The sequence below is a fragment of the Pseudomonas sp. GW821-FHT01E05 genome (assembly GCF_059422425.1).
In genome coordinates this window covers 319,208-337,170 of sequence record NZ_JBWKWW010000003.1, presented here as the reverse complement: position 1 = coordinate 337,170, position 17,963 = coordinate 319,208, and the positions used below count along the sequence as shown (strand labels likewise).

Sequence of the window (17,963 nt, the reverse complement as noted above, 5' to 3'; positions counted from 1 at the left end):
ATGTCATCATGAAGAAACACTTGAGCATCCTTCGAACTATCAGCTTGACCTGCGCGGTCGCAGGCGGACTGGTTGCAGTCAGTCCGCCCTACAAGATTGCCCTCGCCGCTAAAGCGCCAGCGCCAGTAACAGCGCCACAGCCAGCAACCGAGCTGCCATTAAACAAACTGCAGTCGCTACGCGGCATGACGCCGCCCGACCCGTCGGGAACCGAGGGCGGACGCAAGGTCGATCTGATGACTGACTACGTGCAAAATCGCGCAGCGGCGATCCAATTGGGCAAGGCCCTTTTCTGGGACATGAACATCGGCAGCGATGGCTCCACCGCTTGCGCGACTTGCCACTTTCACGCCGGGGTCGATCACCGGATCACCAACCAGCTCAATCCCGGCCTGAGTAACACCGATGCGAACGTCGCGTCGCTCTTCAACAAGCCGTTCGCAGCGTCCAGCATTCCTGGCGACGTGGCCTCATTCACAACCAAATCCGGTGGCAAGGGCGGCCCGAACTACACGCTCAAGAAAGCCGACTTCCCGACCCATGTGCTGGCTAATCCGCTCGATCACAATTCGACGATCCTCTACTCGACCGACGATGTGACCGGCTCACAAGGTGTGTTCGACGCCAAGTTCATCATGGCGTCTCAATCGCGTTTCGACAATTGCACGCAGCTGCCGGACGGCATTTTCCATGTGGGTGCCATCAATGTCCGTCGTACTACCGGGCGCAACGCACCTACAGTGATCAACGCCGCCTTCAACGTGCGCAATTTCTGGGATGGTCGGGCCAACAACGTCTTCAATGGCTTCTCGCCGTTCGGCAATCGCGATCCTGATGCTGGCATCTTCGTCACCAACGATGCCAGCGGGATTGCGGCCAAGGTGCGGCTAGCACTCAACGATGCCTCTGCCGCCTCGCAGGCCGTAGGACCTCCCGGCAGCGCAGTCGAAATGTCCTGCGGCGGGCGCACCTTCGCGGACATCGGCCGACGCATGCTCGACAGGCAGTTGCTCACCCAACAGAAGATCGCACCAACCGATTCGGTACTGGGCGCTTTTTCCGGCGCAAATCGACCCACCTACCGTGACATGGTCCAGAAGGTCTTCCAGCCACGGCTGTGGAACGCGACTCAGCAGGTTTCGCTAGGCAGCACGCCGTATAGCCAGATAGAGGCCAATTTCCCACTCTTCTTCGGGCTCGCGATCCAGATGTACGAATCCACCCTGGTCTCTGATCAGGCGCCGCTGGATGACTACTTGAACGGTAATCGTCAGGCATTGAATGCCCAGCAAGTCACTGGCATGGGTATTTTCACTGGCAAGGGCAAGTGCGTTAAATGCCATGCTGGACCGGAATTGACGAACGCAGCCAGCAGTTTGCGGCTCCTGGCCGGTGGGCGCGTCAACCGTATTACGATGGCTGACAACCTGACGACGCTCCTTGACAGAGGCTTCTTCAACACAGGTGTGCGCCCGACTTCGGAGGACTTGGGGGCTGGCGGTACGGACCCATTTGGTAACCCGCTGTCTTTCACCCGCGAATACAACACCATGCTGCAAGGCGGAAAAGTGCCTGACCCTTTTACTGTCAACGTTTGCACATTCGACGTGCCATTGAGCTCGGCGATACCCTGTGACCCGACGCTCACGCCCAAAGTCGGCTTCCGCGATTCTGTCGATGGGACCTTCAAGACACCGACGCTGCGCAACATCGCTTTGACCGGGCCGTATTTCCACAATGGCAGCCGGGCGACCCTGCAACAGGTCGTGGAGTTCTACAACCGAGGCGGCGACCAGCGCGGCCAGGATGCGAACAACACCAGCGGATTCGACCATCCCAGCGTAAATCAGCACAACGCCTCGAACCTCAGTCCGGATATAAAACCCCTGAGCCTGTCCTCCACTGACATTGACGCACTGGTCAAATTCATGGAGGTCGGGTTGACCGACCCGCGGGTCGCATGGGAACGAGCTCCATTCGATCATCCGGAGCTGTTCATTCCGCAAGGCGCAGTGGGTGACGAAAACAGCGTGACCGCACAGGCGGCTGATCTCACGGCAACGACCCAGCGGGCGGCAGATGCGCTAGTGGTGATTAAACCCGTCGGCGCAGAAGGTCGCACACTCAGTCAGGGACCTTTGCAACCGTTCAACAACGACCTTCCTTGATTTGGATGCAGGGTCCGAACGACTGCAACTCCGAAAGCTAGTTATGTCAGCCAACAAAAAAACCCGCCAAGTGGACCTTGAGCGGGTTTGGCCATTAAGTGAGTCAACTAAGGACGTGAGTCATCCAAGGGGCGGCATAATACCACCTGAGATACCGTTGGCCGCGTTCTGGATACAGGTCCAAAGCGTCAGGATTTCAAGATTCTTTGGACGTTGGTAGCCGTTCTTGTCGGGCATTCACCAAAGACTCGGCTGAGAAAGTGAGTAGCCAGTCAGTTGTGTTTGTCGGTCATGGATATGAAGTCTTCAATGGCGATATTGCCGGGTAATGCTCAAGTTGCAGGGCGATCCCTTGACACTGAATATCCGGATCTTTTACGCACTCACACTTGGCGCTCTGCGAGAGAAACCAGCGTAAACGGCTTGGGATGATATGACGGGCCAGACTGACTCTGCCCCACCTGGAAGGCAAATGCATTGATCAGAGAGACTTGTTCACTGTCATCCAGACCGAGCTTGCCGGTATTAAGATCGATGAGTTCGAGTTGCCAGGCCATCAAGGTAAAGCAGTCTTTCAAGGCATCCAGAGCCTGATCGTGCAGGTCCATATGGTTTCGCGCGTGGGTTAGCAAACCATGAATATGCCGCGAGAATTCGGAAACTGCCTGGATTGCCAGTGCATCAGCCTTGTTGGCAAGCCTGAGCAGAGTACTCAGCATGCAGTCGATGGCGTCCTTGTCATTGCTGATCAGTTGCAGATGACTCAGGCATTCCTCTGACTTGGCCAGTAGCGATTCAGCTTCGAGGAGAAACTCGGGAAGTCTTTGAGGCCACTCTTTTCCGCCGTTCAGCATGCTTTTCTCCACAACATCATGTCAGGTGGGGCGAATGACCATAATCTAATGCAGACTTTTGAGCGGTGTCTGTAGTCTATTTCTGATTGTTGCTGGTCTGAGATAAGCAGTGTGTTTGTTCTCGGCGAATCATTCAACAAGCCTGAAGAGGCAATCTTTAACTGGCTGGAGATAGCCAGCCGTAGGGGCCGAATGGCACAGGCAAGTAAACGGGAAATGGCGCCTGGCCGCGGTCCTGTAATCACTGACAAAAGCCTGACTCCATTCATGCTATGAGAATGACATCACATTAATGGCTATTTGATACTGCGAGTATCAGGTCGGACCTGATTGTCAGTAGGGGATTCCCTTAGATAAGGGGACCTTGTGTAGACACCGAGGTCACGTGATGGGAAATGCAGCTGATTGAATGACGAAGCCAGTAGAGCATGATGTCAGTATGATATCGGTGTTGTTGCATGTCATTTTGTTTGAGGGTCAAGGTCCGGCGCAATCCGCCGATAACTCTCTTTAGTGAATTCATCAGAACACGCCCAGGAGTCATTAATGGCTGGCATTCTCGACACGGTAGATCAACGCACGCAGCTGGTGGGTGAGAATCGCCTGGAAATTCTCATGTTCCGTCTGGCCGGTCGGCAGCTTTTTGCGATCAACGTCTTCAAGGTGCAGGAAGTGTTGCAGTTGCCCAAGTTGACGCTGATGCCTCAGCGCCATCCGTTTGTTTGCGGCGTGGTCAATCTGCGCGGCCAGACACTGCCGGTAATTGATCTGTCCCAGGCGATCGGCATGCGACCTCTGGTGCCAGGACCTGATAGCACGATCATCGTGACCGAGTACAACCGTTCTGTGCAGGCGTTCCTGGTGGGTGGGGTCGATCGCATCGTCAACATGAACTGGGAAGCGATTCTGCCACCGCCGACCAGCGCCGGTCGCCAGCATTACCTGACCGCCATCAGCAAGGTCGACGATCAACTGGTCGAGATCATTGACGTGGAAAAAGTACTGGCCGAAATCGTGCCGTACAACGCCAAGGTGTCTCGCGACAAGCTCGATCACCCAGTGCTGGCGCGTGCCCGCGGTCGCGAAATGTTGTTGGTCGATGATTCCAAGGTGGCCTTGTCGCAATTGCGCGATACCCTGGGCCAGCTTGGGGTGAAGATGCACATCGCCAGCGACGGTCTCAAGGCGCTGAACATGCTCAAGGCCTGGGCCGACACCGGTGTGGTCATGACTGACAAGCTGCTGATGATCTTCACCGATGCGGAAATGCCAGAGATGGATGGCTACCGTCTGACCACTGAAATCCGTAACGACCCGCGCCTGCGCGGTTTGTATGTGGTACTTCACACCTCGTTATCCGGCAGCTTCAACGATTCGATGGTGAAAAAGGTTGGTTGCGACAACTTCTTGTCCAAATTCCAGCCGGACAAACTGGTCGACGTGGTCCGTCAGCGTTTGATGCTGGACGAAGTCCCCGCCTGAGAACCTCTAAAACAGACCTGTAGGAGCCGAGCTTGCTCGCGATGGACGTTAACGATAACGCGCGCTTGCTGAATAAACGCGCCGCCCTTGAGTCCATCGTCGGAACGCCGCCCGGACCAATCGAGCGTCGATCGGCTGCTCCTACAGGGGCACAGCGCAGTCTGCCTTTGATTCAGCGATCGAGCTCGTATAGGGTGGCGTTTTGGCCCAACAGGGAGCTGGCTCATGCTGCGTCTCAGCGCGCTTTATCGTTACCCACTCAAGTCCGGCAAGGGCGAACCGTTGCAACAGATCACCCTGGATAAACTGGGGCTGGACGGGGATCGACGCTGGATGTTGGTGGATGAGGCCAGCGGACATTTCCTGACCCAGCGTGCGGTACCGCAAATGAGCCAGCTCTCGGCCTTGTGGAATGCGGCTGGCGGCCTGACCCTCAGTGCTCCAGGCCGTTCCCCCATCGACGTCTCTTTACCCGACGACCACGCTGAACTGCGCGGTGTGACCATCTGGCGCGACACCTTGCGGGTTCCGGATGCGGGCGATCAGGCGGGTGCCTGGCTGAGTGAGTTCATTGGCAAACCTACACGGCTGGTGCAGGTGCCGCTCGAGCGTGCGCGCACCACTCAGGCTGGCTATGGTAGAGACGACGATCAAGTCGCGTTTGCCGATGGCTTTCCGCTGTTGCTGATCGGTCAGGCTTCGCTTGACGACTTGTCGAGCCGCGTCGGCCGCCCGCTGGAAATGCTGCGTTTTCGCCCCAACCTGGTGATCGAAGGCAGTGAAGCCTTTGCCGAGGATGGCTGGAAGCGGATTCGCATCGGCGACGTCGAGTTCCGGGTGGTCAAGCCTTGCTCGCGCTGCATCCTGACCACCATCGACCCGCAGACGGGTGCGCGCAGTGAGGATCGTGAGCCCTTGGCCACGCTTCAAAAATACCGGGCGCAAGAAGGTGGCGCAATGTTCGGCCAGAACCTGGTCAACGACGGCAATGGCCGGCTTGAAGTCGGTATGCCGGTGACGATTGTCGAATAATGAACGGTCCTGAATGAAAAATGCCCGTATCGCTTGATACGGGCATTTTTGTATTCGCCGCAAAAAAAACCGGGTTTCAGATCGGTTTTAGCCGCGGTATTCGCACAGGTAAGCAGTGTCGACTGCGACTTTCAGTTGGAACTTGCTGTTGGCCGGGACATTGAACTGGCTGCCAGCGGCGAAAGTTTCCCAGTCACTGCTCTCAGGCAGTTTGACGGTCAGTGCGCCGGAGACCACGTGCATGATTTCCCGCTGGCTGGTGCCGAATTCGTATTCGCCCGGTGCCATGACGCCGATAGTTGCCGGACCTTCGGCGGTTCCGAAGGCAATCGACTTGACGGTGCCGTCGAAGTACTCGTTGACTTTAAACATGGGAGATTCCTCGAAATGGGCTAAAAAGGCTGGCCAGTATGCACAAGCCTAAATAGCTCGTCACCCCTCTAGACCGGAAGAATCAGCGGTAATAAGCGTGCTGTGTTACGCGCATCGTAGCAGCTGCCGAGCCTGCGAGGCTGCGTTCGAGCCGGGGTCGCGCTCGACCGAAGTCCTCGCCAATCCGGTGTATGCGGTTTGCTTGAAGGAACCCATTGCCTGATTTAACGACCGCTTCGCAGTCGAACGCAGCCTCGCAGGCTCGGCAGCTGCTACGACGCGGTATTTCAGCTTTAGATCGGAAGACTCAGCGGTAACAGGCGTGCGGTATTGCGTGCATCCTCCAGTGCCCGATGCTGTTGACCATTGAACTGCATCCCGGCCAATTGCAGCGCACCATTAAGCCCCAGCGGGCGCTCCAGTCGACGGGCCTTGGCAAAGCGCTGCTTGAGGTTAATGTGGGGCACCTGGCTCAGCGCACTGTGCAACTGCAGTCGCTGCCATTCCTGTTCCAGTTGCTTGCGATCGTAATCCCCCCAACTGGCCCAGCCGTCGAGACGCGATTGATGCTGGCCGAGCCAGCGCTCAAACAGCGGCCAGACCTCGGTCAAGGGCTGGGCGGCGTCGATATTGGCCTGGGTGATATGCGTCAACTCGCGACAGAAGGGCGTCAGCAGTGGCCGACGCAACGGGCGCACGAATCGCTGAAAGCTATCCAGCTCCCGGCCTTCGCGGTTCACCAGTGTGGCGCCGATTTCGATGATTTCCATCTCGGCCACAGGCCAGCCTCCTTCATCTGTTGTCGCTTCAAGGTCTATTACCAGCCAGTGAGGCATCGCAGGCTTCCTGATATCCGCGTCCTTATGAGGCTTGAGCGTAGCCAAACCCGACGGATCCGCCTAGTGGCCTGTGTGGTTGGTTCTGTTAGTCAACTTCGGCGCCACAAGCCCCTATCCTGCGTTGCTGTTCCTCGCCATAGCGGGCTATGACTCGTCACAGCGCCTTGGCCAGGGACTTCTGGCATCCGAATTTGAACTAACGAACCAACCGTACAGGCCACTAGATGACCTCGAGTAGTATTTGTCGGTTTTTTACTTGATCGCCCAGGCTGACTTGTATTCGTTTGATCACCCCGTCGATCCCTGCTTTGAGCGGATGCTCCATCTTCATCGCTTCGAGCACCAGCAGTAGCTGGCCTTTAGTGACCTGGCTGCCTTCTCTGACCAGGACGTCGATGATGGCGCCATCCATTGGTGCTTTCAGGGTGCCGGAGCTGACGCAGGCCTGACTGCCGACCAGCACCCGGGTTTGATCGCGCAAGTGCAGGCTGCCGGGACGGGTGAACAACCACAAGTGCCCGGCGTCGAGCCGATAGGCGTAACGGCGGCGGATGCCATTGATTTCAAGATTGACCCAGCGGTCGTCGCCATCGAGCAACTTCAGTTCGAGTGTTTTCCCTGCTTGCTGAACCTGAAACTGTCTGGAAGCCAAAGCGGTCAGTTCCAGCGGCCACTGCACATCATCCAGGCCGATCCGGTAATGCTGCGCAACACTGGCGCTGTTGCGCCAACCCGCCAGCTCGGTTGAATGGAGACTGGCCGAATGCTGATAGAACAACGCGGCGGCGATGGCCAGTTCCTCAAAGGTTGGTGTGTGCGGGCGCAAGCTGGGGTCGTCGGCGAAGTGCTGGGCAATGAATGCCGTACTGAACTCACCGGCAATGAACTGCGGGTGTTCAAGCAGATTGGCCAGCAAGCGTTGATTGCTCTGCAGGCCCAGTAACACGCAGTCCTCGACCGCTCGCAGTAACTTGCGTCGCGCCTCTTCCCGAGTGGCGCCATGGGCGATGATCTTGCCCAGCAGCGGGTCATAGAACGGGCTGATAGTCTGGCCCTCGAGTAGGCCATGGTCGAAGCGCACGCGGTCCTGCAGTGCCGGTTCCCAGCGCGCGACCTGACCTGCCTGTGGCAGAAAATCCTCTGCCGGGTCTTCGGCGTACAGCCGCACTTCAATGGCATGGCCCTTGAGTTCGACCTGCTCCTGACGCAATGGCAGCGGCAGTCCGGCGGCGACGTTCAGTTGCCAGGCCACCAGGTCCAGGCCGGTAATCAGTTCAGTCACCGGATGCTCGACCTGCAAGCGGGTGTTCATCTCCAGAAAGTAAAACTGCCCGCGCTGATCCAGCAGAAACTCCACCGTACCGGCACCGACGTAGTTCACCGCGCGACCGGCCTTGAGTGCTGCTTCGCCCATGGCCTGGCGCAACTCGGCGGTCATCACCGGGCAGGGCGCTTCTTCGATGATTTTCTGATGACGGCGCTGGATCGAGCAATCGCGCTCGCCAAGGTAGATCAGGTTGCCGTGCTGGTCGCCGAACAGTTGGATTTCCACGTGTCGCGGTTCGATCAGTGCGTGTTCCAGAATCAGCTCGTCGCTGCCAAATGCGTGCAGGGCTTCGGAGCGCGCGGTGCGGATTTGCTCCAGCAATTCGCGGGCCTCATGCACCAGGCGCATGCCGCGCCCGCCACCACCGGCACTGGCCTTGATCATCAATGGATAACCGATGCGTTCGGCTTCGCGACTCAGGGTGGCATCGTCCTGTTCCTTGCCTTGATAACCGCCGATGCACGGCACGCCCGCGGCGAGCATGGCGACTTTGGACAGCCGTTTGCTGCCCATCAGATCAATGGCTTCGGGGCCGGGACCGATAAAGGTGATCCCGGCACGTTTGCAGGCCGTGGCGAATGCGGCGTTTTCCGATAAAAAACCGTAACCGGGATGGATCGCATCGGCGCCGCTGCGCTGTGCCGCGTCGATGATGGCGGCGATGTTCAGGTAGGACTGCTGCACGGGTGGCGGGCCAATGTTCACCGCTTCGTCGGCCAGGCGAACATGGCGTGCGTCGGCATCGGCGTCACTGAATACCGCGACTGTACGGTAACCCAGCGCCTGGGCCGTGCTCTGGATGCGACAGGCGATTTCACCGCGATTGGCGATCAGGATTTTGCGCAAGGCGGGCATGGGGCGGTTCCTTGGGATCTGTGTTGTTTGTGCTGCCGTCATCGCTGTAGGAGCAGCCGGTCGACGCTCCTACAAGGCCGTTTCAGGGCGCCCAAACCGGTGGGCGTTTCTGTAGGAAAGCGGTGGTCCCCTCGATACCTTCCGGCCCGGTCACGGCAGCGCTGAACCAATCGGCAGCCTGATCCAGCAATGCCCCCTGAGGTTGTTCGGCACTGGCCAGCAGCAGGGCTTTGGTTGCGGCATTGGCACCCGGTGCGCAACACAAGACATGCGCAAGCACCTCGTCGAGACGTTCGGCCAGGGCTTGCGGATCGTTTTCGACAAAATGCACCAGACCCAGACGCTCAGCTTCGTTGCCGTCAAAGCGTGCCGCGGTCAGGGCCAGCCGGCGAGCCTGGGTCAAACCGATGCGCTTGACCACGAACGGCGCGATTTGCGCCGGCAGCAAACCAAGGCTGGTTTCCGGCATGCCGAATTGCGCTTGATGATCGGCTATCGCGATATCGCTGACACAGGCCAGACCGAAACCACCGCCCAGAACCGCGCCTTGTAACAGGGCGATCACCACTTGCGGCGCTTGTTCAGTCTCTTCCAGCAGGGCGCCGAAGGCGCGGTTCAGCTCACGATAAGCCGTCGGCCCTTGGGCGCGGGCGTTGGCCATGTCTTTCAAATCACCACCGGCCGAGAAGTGGCCGTCGGCGCCGCCAATGACCAGCGCACGGATCTGCCGGTCATCATGCACCGCCGCCAGCACTGCGCGCAGCTCCGCGACCATTTGTAAACTCATGGCGTTGCGGCTTTCAGGTCGGTTCAAGGTGATATGCAACACGCCGCTGTGGGGCTCCAGCAGCAGCGTTTCGCAGGCGGGTAGCGGGCTCATGGTTTTTTCCCGGGCAGGATGCCCATCAGTTTGCAGATGATGCCCAGCATGATTTCGTCGGCGCCTCCGCCAATCGAGACCAGCCGCACATCGCGATAGGCACGGGCTACCGGGTTGTCCCACATGAAGCCCATGCCGCCCCAATATTGCAGGCAGCTGTCGCTGACTTCCCGGCCCAGACGCCCGGCCTTGAGCTTGGCCATGGAGGCGAGGCGCGTGACGTCCTGACCTTTGATGTATTGCTCGGTGGCCTGATAGACCAGCGCGCGCAGGCATTCGATTTCGGTTTGCAACTCGGCCAGACGGAAATGAATCACCTGGTTGTCGATCAGTGCGTTGCCGAACGTCTTGCGCTCCTTGCAGTACTCGATGGTGCTGTCGACGCAGTATTCCAGGCCCTTGAGCATGTTCGCAGCACCGAACAGGCGTTCTTCCTGAAACTGCAGCATCTGCATCATGAACCCTGCGCCTTCATGGCCGATACGGTAACGCTTCGGCACGCGCACATTGTCGAAAAACACCTGGGCGGTTTCCGAACTGCGCATGCCGAGCTTGTCCAGATGCGGGCCGAGGCTGACGCCGGGGCTGTTCATCGGCACGATGATCAGCGATTTGTTGACGTGGGGTTTGTCGTCCGAGGTGTTGGCCAGCAGGCAGATGAAATCGGCGCTTGGCGAGTTGGTGATCCACATCTTGCTGCCGTTGATCACATAGTCGTCGCCGTCTTTGCGGGCGGTGGTTTTCAGCCCGGCGACGTCGGAGCCGGCGCCGACTTCGGAGACTCCGATGCAGCCGACGTATTCGCCGCTGATGGCAGGACGCAGAAATTCTTCGCGCAGTTCATCAGAGCCGAAGCGCGCCAGCGCGGGCGTGCACATGTCGGTCTGCACACCGATGGACATCGGTATACCGCCGCAATGAATGGTGCCGAACTCTTCGGCGGCGACGATCGAGTAGCCGTAGTCCAGCCCCATGCCGCCAAATTTTTCCGGCTTGGAAATACCTAACAGCCCCAACTCGCCGGCCTTGCGGAAAATCTCATGAATGGGAAAGCGCCCGGCCTTTTCCCATTCTTCGACGTGAGGATTGATCTGGCGATCGACAAAATTACGTATCGTGCGACGCAGTTCTTCGTGTTCCCGGGTGAAGATCATTTTTATTGTTCTCCTCAAGCTCCGATCGTTCCCACGTCGAGGCGTCGAACCGTCTGCGTGGTAACGCCTCTCTGGACGCTCTGCGTCCGCTTTTGTGACGCAGAGCGTCACGGGCTGCATTCCCACGCGGAGCGTGGGAACGATCATCAAAAGCGCGCGATCCCAAAACTATTGGGTTGTAGATGACGCACTTGCGCCTCGTGGCAAATATCCAACAAGTAACCCAACAAAATTCGTGTATCCCGTGGATCGATAAGGCCGTCGTCCCACAAGTTGGCGCTGCCGTACAGCGCGGTGGACTGGCTGTCGAGTTTCTGCGCGGCGGCCTGTTCGAGCATGTCGAGCATCTTCGGGTCGGTGATCGAGCCATCCTTGACCTGCCTGGCTTCGGTGACGATGCGCAGCACCTTGCCGGCCTGGGTGCCGCCCATCACTGCGGTACGGCTGTTAGGCCAGGCAAAGATGAAGCGCGGGTCCAGGCCGCGGCCACACATCGCGTAATTGCCGGCGCCGTAGGAGCCGCCGACGACGATGGTCAGTTTAGCTACGCGGGCATTGGCCACTGCCTGGATCATCTTCGCGCCGTGTTTGATCACGCCGTGTTGTTCTGACTCGGTGCCGACCATGAATCCTGTGGTGTTGTGGAAGAACAGCAGCGGCGTCTGGCTCTGATCGCAGAGTTGAATAAACTGCGCGGCCTTGCTCGCACCTTTAGGCGTGATTGGGCCGTTGTTGCCGATAAAACCGCAGGGTCGGCCCTGGATCTGCACGTGTCCGCAAATGGTTTGGTGATCGAATTCACCCTTGAACTCCAGAAAGCTCGAACCGTCCGCCACCCGGGCGATGATCTCCCGAACGTCGTAGGTTTTTTTCGTATCGTCGGGGATCAAGCCGAGTAACTCATCGATCGGGTACAGCGGCTCGGCCCAGGTCCTGGCCGACTGCCCAGGCAACTGCGCATTCCACGCCAGCAGGCTGACAATCTCACGGGCGATGCGCAGACCGTCGGCATCGCTCTCGGCCAGGTACTCGGCGGTGCCGGCGATTTGCGCGTGCATCTGGGCGCCACCCAGTTCTTCGTCGGTGGCCACTTCGCCGGTGGCCGCCTTGAGCAGCGGGGGGCCTGCGAGAAACAGCTTGGCCTTGCCGCGCACCACCACCACGTAGTCCGACAGCCCTGGTTGATATGCGCCGCCAGCTGTCGCCGAGCCGTGCACCACCGTGATCTGTGGCAGGCCCATGGCCGACATCCGCGCCTGGTTGGCAAAGCTGCGGGCGCCCTCGACGAAAATCTCCGCTGCGTAATTAAGGTTGGCACCGCCGCTTTCCGCCAGCGTCACGATCGGCAGTTTGTTTTCCATCGCAACCTGCTGCAGACGCAGGGACTTTTTCAGACCGCTGGGGGAGATGGTCCCGCCCTTGATCGCGCTGTTGTTGGCGACCACCAACACCCGCACCCCGGCTACATAACCAATCCCGGCGATCAATCCGCCACCGGCCTGGCTGCCGTCCTTGTCGTCGTGCAACTTGTAACCGGCCAGGCTTGCCAGTTCGAGAAACGGCGCGCCGGGGTCAAGCAGCAGGTTCAGACGTTCGCGGGGTAACAGCTGCCCGCGTTTGTCGAACTTCGGTTTGGCCTCGGCTGCCTTGGCCAACAGGTTTTGCTCCAGCTGGCGAACCTGGGCGACACTGACCAGCATCGCCTCGCGGTTCTGCGCGAACTGCGCGCTGTGCGGGTCGAGCCGAGATTGAATCACCGGCATGGGTTATTCCTTATCCTTGAGCACTTCCGGCAAATGAGAACGGTGAAATCCATTGAAGGATTCACTGTTTTTCGCCTTGTGTATTGGCCATGCACGTCCGCCGAGGCTGGCTGCACCGTCGATGCGTAATGTGCTGCCGCTGATGAAGGCCGCCGCCGGACTGAGCAGGAAGACAATCGCCGCGCTGACCTCCGACTCTGTGCCGATGCGCTTGAGCGGCACATGTTCGCGCAAGGTCGGAATCACTGCTCTGTATGCGCCTTCATAGGTGTCCATACTGCTTGAGGCGACCCAGCCCGGTGCCACGGCATTGACCCGTACCCCGGCATAACCCCACTCGAAGGCGGCGGTCTTGGTCAGGTTGTCCATGCCTGAACGCGCGGCCCCGGAGTGGCCCATGCCGGGCATGCCGCCCCACATGTCGGCGATCATATTGACGATGGCGCCTCCGTGTTGGCTCATGGACTGATTGAACACTTCCCGGGCCATCAGAAAACCGCCCACCAGATTGGTCCGCAGTATGGTTTCGAAGCCCTTCTGATTGATCGATGCCAGCGGTGACGGGTACTGGCCGCCGGCATTGTTGACCAGCCCGTGAATCGGTCCGTGCTTGCTGATAAGTTGCCTGATCAGAATGGTGACCGCGTCTTCGTCACGGATATCGCAGGTCTGGTAACTGGCTTTACCGCCGTCTTCGAGAATTTCCGCCGCGACGGTTTTCAGCTTGTCTGCCTTGCGTCCGACCAACAGTACAAGAGCGCCAAGGGCTGCCAGTTCGTGGGCGGTGCAACGGCCGATACCGCTGCCGCCGCCGGTGACAATGATGGTTTGTCCGGCGAACAAATCGGCTTTGAAAATGGAGTTATAGGCCATGGCGACAGTCCTCTAGTTGACAAGGTCCGCGATGTTCTGCGGCACCGGAATCTGGATTTCCAGCAGTTGCTGGGCGAAGGCCTTGCCTTGCGGATCGATCCGCAAGCTGGCGACACCGCCGCCGCCGAGGGCGTTTTCCAGTAAAAAATTCAGGCTGTGAGTCCCTGGTAAATACCAGCGCTCGACACGTCCGTGTACCGGGTCGAGGACGTGACTCATCCAGTCGACGATCACTTCCGGGGTCAGCGCTTCGGCGATCCAGGGCAGGTATTCCTGCTTGCGCGCCATAACCCCGATATTGCTGTGATTGCCCTTGTCGCCGGAGCGTGCGACCGCCAGCTTGACCAACGCCACGCTGGCGTCGGCGCGACCCTCGGCCTTGGGGGGCTCGAAGGGGACGGGGAGGTCGGCAAAGTCGAGGTGGGCGAGCTCAGGCAGGGCGCCGACATGATGTTGCCCGGATACCTTGATTTTGAGCTCGCAGGCGGATTTGTCGATCAGGAACGAGAACAGCCGGATCAGCGGATACACCGTTGGCCGCCCGCCGACTATCCCGGTCAACCCCGGCGCCATGCCGGTGGCGGCCTGGGCGATCTCTCGCGAGAACAGGATCAGTGCCTGTTTACTCGGATGACGCACCGCCAGTTTGATCACCACTTCGCGACTGTCCTGGCGTTGGCCATGAGGACCGTAGGTTGCCTCGCTGCCTAGCAGTTCGATATTTACTTCACTGTAAGGTGCCCACCCGCGCTGGCTGAACATTTCCGAGGTTTTGTCGATGATCGCCTGGCTGACCCGCCGCGCCTTGGCGACCGCATCGATCCCGGCAATCAGGCAACTGGCGGTACAGCGAAAGCCATCCGGATACGTGGCGCTGACTTTGTACTGGTCGGTGGGCGGCAAGCCTTTTGCGCCGTGAACCTGCACGACGTTTTTGCCTTGTTGCTGGAGTTTGACCTGGGTGAAATCGCAGACCACATCGGGCAACAGATAGGCTCGTGGGTCACCGATTTCGTAGAGCAATTGTTCGCCTACAGTCAGCGGCGTGACCAGCCCGCCGGAGCCTTCGGGTTTGCTGACGATGAACTGGCTGTTGGCGCTGACTTCGACGATAGGGAAGCCGATGTGCTCGTAGTCCGGTACATCGCGCCAGTCGGTGAAGTTGCCGCCGGTGCAGTGGGCGCCGCATTCGATGATATGCCCGGCCAGTGCGGCTTGGGCCAACTTGTCGTAGTCCAGCCAGGACCAGCCGAACTCATGCACCAGCGCAGCGCTGACCACGGCGCTGTCGACCACCCGCCCGGTGATGACGATATCCGCCCCCAGACGTAACGCTTCGACAATACCCGGAGCGCCGAGATAGGCATTGGTCGAGACGCACATCGAAGGCAATGGTGCACCGTTGAACATTTCATGAATACCGCGACTGCTCAGCTGTTTGAACTGCGGTTGCAGGTCGTCACCGAGCAGTACGGCAATCTTCAGTTGGACTCCGGCTTTATCGCAGGCCGTTTGCAAGGCTGCGGCGCAGGCGCACGGATTGATCCCGCCGGCATTACTGATGACGCGGATATTTTGCCGGGAAATGTCTGCCAGTAACGGGCTGAGGACTTCGACGAAATCGGTAGCGTAACCGGCCTGGGGATCTTTCATTCGCGCTGCGGCCAATAGCGACATGGTGATTTCAGCCAAATAGTCGAACACCAGATAGTCCAGACGGCCACCTTCCACCAACTGCCCGGCGGCGCTAGAAGTGTCGCCCCAGAACGCGCTGGCGCAACCGATGCGAACCGTTTTACTCATGGCAGCCTCCGACAGAAGTGAATCGAGACTACCAAGCAAGCGCTTGGTTTGTAAATGCCGAGACTATCTTCTCCCCAAGCGCTTGCTTGGTGTTCCTCGCCAGCTTAAATTGCCCGCGCAACCTCCGATTTACCGGTTTGGCAGCACACTTGATTAAAGCGAATTCAGGAGAGAACGCGTGGACGAGCAAAAAGCCCTGCTGGTAATGCGCGAGCTGGTCGACAGCGGTCAACTGACCGACCCGGACAGTGCCCGCGGCAAACTGCTGCAAATGGCCGCTCACCTGTTTCGCAACAAGGGCTATGAGCGCACCACCGTGCGTGATCTGGCCAGTGCCGTGGGCATTCAGTCCGGAAGTATTTTTCATCACTTCAAGAGCAAGGATGAGATTCTGCGCGCGGTCATGGAGGAAACCATCCGCTACAACACCGCATTGATGAGCGCGGCGCTGGCTGAGGCGGCCGGCGTGCGCGAGCGGGTGCTGGCGCTGATCCGTTGTGAACTGCAATCGATCATGGGCGGCAGCGGCGAGGCCATGGCGGTGCTGGTGTATGAGTGGCGCTCGTTGTCCGAAGAAGGCCAGGCTCAGGTGCTGGCGCTGCGCGATATCTATGAGCAGATCTGGCTGCAAGTGTTGGGTGAGGCCAAGGATGCCGGCTATATCAGGGGCGATGTCTTTATCACCCGGCGCTTCTTGACCGGAGCTTTGTCCTGGACCACCACCTGGTTTCGCGCCGAGGGCACCATGAGCCTCGATCAATTGGCGGATGAGGCGTTGATTCTGGTGCTTGAAGACCATCAGCGGCTTTAACGCAACTAATTTAATTACGCTGCACAACATTGTCTAAGTGGGCGAAACCGCCTAGCTTGGTTGTATTAATTGTATTTGCAGAGGTGTGTTGCCTTGATGTCCTCGCCAATGCGGAAGGCTTCGCGGATGTTACTGGTGGCGCTCGGTGCGCTTTTCGTTCTGCCGACCTGGGCTGCGGACCCGCTCGAGGTCAAGGTGGGTGCCGCGCATTTTCCACCGTACACCGTCCGCCCGGAGAAGGGCGACGATACAGGCTTGCTGCCGCAATTGGTGGAGGCCCTGAACAAACTGCAAAGTGACTATCGATTCTCTCTGGTGCCCACTTCGGTTCCTCGACGTTTCGCTGACTTCAAAGAAGGCCGGACCGATATGGCGATTTTCGAGAACCCGGACTGGGGCTGGAAGGATATCGCTCATACCAGCGTCGACATGGGCCTGGAAGACGCCGAGGTTTTTGTCGCACAACGCGAACCCGATCGTCAGCAGAACTATTTCACCGATTTGAAGGGCAAGCGCCTGGCACTGTTCAGCGCTTATCACTACGCCTTTGCCAACTTCAATGCCGATCCCAAGTTCCTCGCCGACAACTACAACGCCACACTGACCTATTCCCATGACAGCAATCTTCTGATGGTGCTTCGCGGCAGGGCGGATATTGCGCTGGTGACTCGTTCATATTTGAGCGACTACCTGCTGCGCAATAAAAAGGTGGCGGATCAGTTGCTGGTCTCCGAGCGTATTGATCAGGTTTATCACCACTACGCGCTGATTCGTCCGACGGCGCCGATTTCCGGTGAGGCGTTCGGCAAGCTGCTTCAGCGTCTGCGGGAAAACGGCGAGATGCTGAAGATTTTCGATCCGTACAAGATCGCCGTCCTGCCAGTGCCGAAAACCTGAAATAGAGTCTCAAACCGGCTTTTTGGCTTGCATCTGTCCCGTCCCGAATAAGGATCAGGGGGGCGAGAAATGTTGAAGTGAAGGCGTTCTGTGGCGAGGGCAAGCCGCTTCGCCACAGCTAACCTCTCGGCAATCAATGTCGGGCAAACGTATCGCTACGGCTGCCCGAAACCTTGCGGCAATGCACCAGGGCATCGCGAATCATGAAGTTCACCAGGGTTGGCGAGACGCCAAGATCCTTGGCGATGTCCTTTTGCGGCACGCCGTGCAGGCGATACATTTCAAAGGCATAGCGGGTGCGGTCAGGGAGTTCGGTCAGCGCGACCGCGATGTTTTCCAGCGTTGAAAAATTGATGTGCGATGTTTCTGGTGAAGCGCCGTGAATGACCACATTCAAGCCTTCCTCTTCTGTACCCGAGTACCTCTGCTCCAGAGCCTGCTTGCGGTAGTGATCAATCGCCAGGTTGCGCACGATCTGGAACAGATAGCTGAGCCGGGCCTTGAATGACGATGTGATCTGCGGTGCCGACTGCAGTCGGAAAAACGCGTCCTGCACTACGTCTTCAGCGCGCGATCGGCAGCCGGTTATACGGGCCGCGATCTTGACCAGGATCAGGCGGTTATCGACGAATGCCTGAAGTAACGGTGAATCGCACTTGCCTGTGGATACTTTTTCCGTCATGGAAATCACCTTGCTGCAAAGAAGTTAATGGGCGGCCAGGGGTCAGAGCTGCCCTACACATCGAGTGACAAACCAAGCTTAATGATAATGATTGTCAAATGATAGGTAGAATTATTAACCGTCTATGCAGCGTGGGGTGGGGCTTGCTGACGGGCATTGGCCCGAGGCTTT

Annotated in this window: 15 protein-coding genes; 5 read left to right on the top strand and 10 right to left on the bottom strand. The window is 58.6% G+C overall.

Features of this window, described 5'->3' with window-relative positions; all coding sequences use genetic code 11:
• Positions 1-8: 8 nt before the first annotated feature.
• The gene (locus tag AC07W5_RS08070; RefSeq protein WP_495010633.1) at positions 9-2,168 is read left to right on the top strand and encodes a cytochrome-c peroxidase; all 2,160 of its coding nucleotides are present in this window, start codon (positions 9-11) and stop codon (positions 2,166-2,168) included.
• A gap of 383 nt (positions 2,169-2,551) precedes the next feature.
• Here the strand turns inward: AC07W5_RS08070 and AC07W5_RS08065 are convergent, their stop codons facing one another.
• Entirely contained in the window at positions 2,552-3,022 is a 471-nt protein-coding gene (locus tag AC07W5_RS08065) for a hypothetical protein (protein ID WP_494992431.1), read from the bottom strand.
• A 546-nt stretch (positions 3,023-3,568) separates the two neighbouring features.
• Between AC07W5_RS08065 and AC07W5_RS08060 the strand changes: the two genes are divergently transcribed.
• Together AC07W5_RS08060 and AC07W5_RS08055 are read left to right on the top strand one after the other, a co-directional pair.
• Positions 3,569-4,504 carry a chemotaxis protein CheV gene (locus AC07W5_RS08060; RefSeq protein WP_494992430.1) on the top strand — a complete coding sequence of 312 codons (936 nt, stop codon included), beginning with the start codon at positions 3,569-3,571 and terminating at the stop codon, positions 4,502-4,504.
• Positions 4,505-4,729: 225 nt separating this feature from the next.
• Positions 4,730-5,536 carry an MOSC domain-containing protein gene (locus AC07W5_RS08055; RefSeq protein WP_494992429.1) on the top strand — a complete coding sequence of 269 codons (807 nt, stop codon included), beginning with the start codon at positions 4,730-4,732 and terminating at the stop codon, positions 5,534-5,536.
• Between the two features lie 87 nt (positions 5,537-5,623).
• On the opposite strand, the gene ppnP is transcribed toward AC07W5_RS08055, so the two are convergent.
• The 8 genes from ppnP to AC07W5_RS08015 form a co-directional block, all read right to left on the bottom strand.
• On the bottom strand, positions 5,624-5,908 hold the full coding sequence (gene ppnP, locus AC07W5_RS08050; RefSeq protein WP_258699842.1) for a pyrimidine/purine nucleoside phosphorylase: 285 nt from the start codon (positions 5,906-5,908) through the stop codon (positions 5,624-5,626).
• Between the two features lie 293 nt (positions 5,909-6,201).
• Entirely contained in the window at positions 6,202-6,744 is a 543-nt protein-coding gene (locus AC07W5_RS08045; protein WP_495010631.1) for a 3'-5' exonuclease, read from the bottom strand.
• A gap of 223 nt (positions 6,745-6,967) precedes the next feature.
• Positions 6,968-8,929, bottom strand: coding sequence for an acetyl/propionyl/methylcrotonyl-CoA carboxylase subunit alpha (locus tag AC07W5_RS08040; protein WP_495023154.1), 1,962 nt, complete (start codon positions 8,927-8,929; stop codon positions 6,968-6,970).
• 82 nt (positions 8,930-9,011) lie between these two features.
• Positions 9,012-9,809 carry an enoyl-CoA hydratase/isomerase family protein gene (locus AC07W5_RS08035; protein ID WP_495023153.1) on the bottom strand — a complete coding sequence of 266 codons (798 nt, stop codon included), beginning with the start codon at positions 9,807-9,809 and terminating at the stop codon, positions 9,012-9,014.
• Positions 9,806-10,963, bottom strand: a complete 1,158-nt coding sequence (gene atuD / locus AC07W5_RS08030) for a citronellyl-CoA dehydrogenase (protein ID WP_494992425.1) — start codon at positions 10,961-10,963, stop codon at positions 9,806-9,808. Before atuD ends, AC07W5_RS08035 begins: the two co-directional genes overlap by 4 nt.
• A gap of 146 nt (positions 10,964-11,109) precedes the next feature.
• On the bottom strand, positions 11,110-12,726 hold the full coding sequence (locus AC07W5_RS08025) for an acyl-CoA carboxylase subunit beta (protein ID WP_495023152.1): 1,617 nt from the start codon (positions 12,724-12,726) through the stop codon (positions 11,110-11,112).
• A gap of 3 nt (positions 12,727-12,729) precedes the next feature.
• Positions 12,730-13,599: an SDR family oxidoreductase gene (locus AC07W5_RS08020; protein ID WP_495023151.1), complete on the bottom strand. Its 870-nt coding sequence runs from the start codon at positions 13,597-13,599 to the stop codon at positions 12,730-12,732.
• 12 nt (positions 13,600-13,611) lie between these two features.
• Complete coding sequence (locus tag AC07W5_RS08015; RefSeq protein WP_494992422.1) at positions 13,612-15,402, bottom strand: acyclic terpene utilization AtuA family protein; 1,791 nt, start codon at positions 15,400-15,402, stop codon at positions 13,612-13,614.
• A gap of 178 nt (positions 15,403-15,580) precedes the next feature.
• Here AC07W5_RS08015 and AC07W5_RS08010 point away from each other — a divergent pair, with 178 nt between their 5' ends.
• Both AC07W5_RS08010 and AC07W5_RS08005 read left to right on the top strand, forming a co-directional pair.
• The gene (locus tag AC07W5_RS08010; RefSeq protein ID WP_495023150.1) at positions 15,581-16,213 is read left to right on the top strand and encodes a TetR/AcrR family transcriptional regulator; all 633 of its coding nucleotides are present in this window, start codon (positions 15,581-15,583) and stop codon (positions 16,211-16,213) included.
• Between the two features lie 96 nt (positions 16,214-16,309).
• Complete coding sequence (locus AC07W5_RS08005) at positions 16,310-17,110, top strand: substrate-binding periplasmic protein (protein ID WP_494992420.1); 801 nt, start codon at positions 16,310-16,312, stop codon at positions 17,108-17,110.
• Positions 17,111-17,243: 133 nt separating this feature from the next.
• Here the strand turns inward: AC07W5_RS08005 and AC07W5_RS08000 are convergent, their stop codons facing one another.
• Entirely contained in the window at positions 17,244-17,792 is a 549-nt protein-coding gene (locus AC07W5_RS08000; protein WP_495010626.1) for an RNA polymerase factor sigma-70, read from the bottom strand.
• Positions 17,793-17,963: the final 171 nt, after the last annotated feature.

Excerpts from the sequence above, each read along its gene's own strand:
- AC07W5_RS08070 (WP_495010633.1), top strand. The coding sequence starts at position 9 with ATGAAGAAACACTTGAGCATCCTTCGAACTATCAGCTTGACCTGCGCG.
- AC07W5_RS08065 (WP_494992431.1), bottom strand. The coding sequence starts at position 3,022 with ATGCTGAACGGCGGAAAAGAGTGGCCTCAAAGACTTCCCGAGTTTCTC.
- AC07W5_RS08060 (WP_494992430.1), top strand. The coding sequence starts at position 3,569 with ATGGCTGGCATTCTCGACACGGTAGATCAACGCACGCAGCTGGTGGGT.
- AC07W5_RS08055 (WP_494992429.1), top strand. The coding sequence starts at position 4,730 with ATGCTGCGTCTCAGCGCGCTTTATCGTTACCCACTCAAGTCCGGCAAG.
- ppnP (WP_258699842.1), bottom strand. The coding sequence starts at position 5,908 with ATGTTTAAAGTCAACGAGTACTTCGACGGCACCGTCAAGTCGATTGCC.
- AC07W5_RS08045 (WP_495010631.1), bottom strand. The coding sequence starts at position 6,744 with ATGCCTCACTGGCTGGTAATAGACCTTGAAGCGACAACAGATGAAGGA.
- AC07W5_RS08040 (WP_495023154.1), bottom strand. The coding sequence starts at position 8,929 with ATGCCCGCCTTGCGCAAAATCCTGATCGCCAATCGCGGTGAAATCGCC.
- AC07W5_RS08035 (WP_495023153.1), bottom strand. The coding sequence starts at position 9,809 with ATGAGCCCGCTACCCGCCTGCGAAACGCTGCTGCTGGAGCCCCACAGC.
- atuD (WP_494992425.1), bottom strand. The coding sequence starts at position 10,963 with ATGATCTTCACCCGGGAACACGAAGAACTGCGTCGCACGATACGTAAT.
- AC07W5_RS08025 (WP_495023152.1), bottom strand. The coding sequence starts at position 12,726 with ATGCCGGTGATTCAATCTCGGCTCGACCCGCACAGCGCGCAGTTCGCG.
- AC07W5_RS08020 (WP_495023151.1), bottom strand. The coding sequence starts at position 13,599 with ATGGCCTATAACTCCATTTTCAAAGCCGATTTGTTCGCCGGACAAACC.
- AC07W5_RS08015 (WP_494992422.1), bottom strand. The coding sequence starts at position 15,402 with ATGAGTAAAACGGTTCGCATCGGTTGCGCCAGCGCGTTCTGGGGCGAC.
- AC07W5_RS08005 (WP_494992420.1), top strand. The coding sequence starts at position 16,310 with ATGTCCTCGCCAATGCGGAAGGCTTCGCGGATGTTACTGGTGGCGCTC.
- AC07W5_RS08000 (WP_495010626.1), bottom strand. The coding sequence starts at position 17,792 with ATGACGGAAAAAGTATCCACAGGCAAGTGCGATTCACCGTTACTTCAG.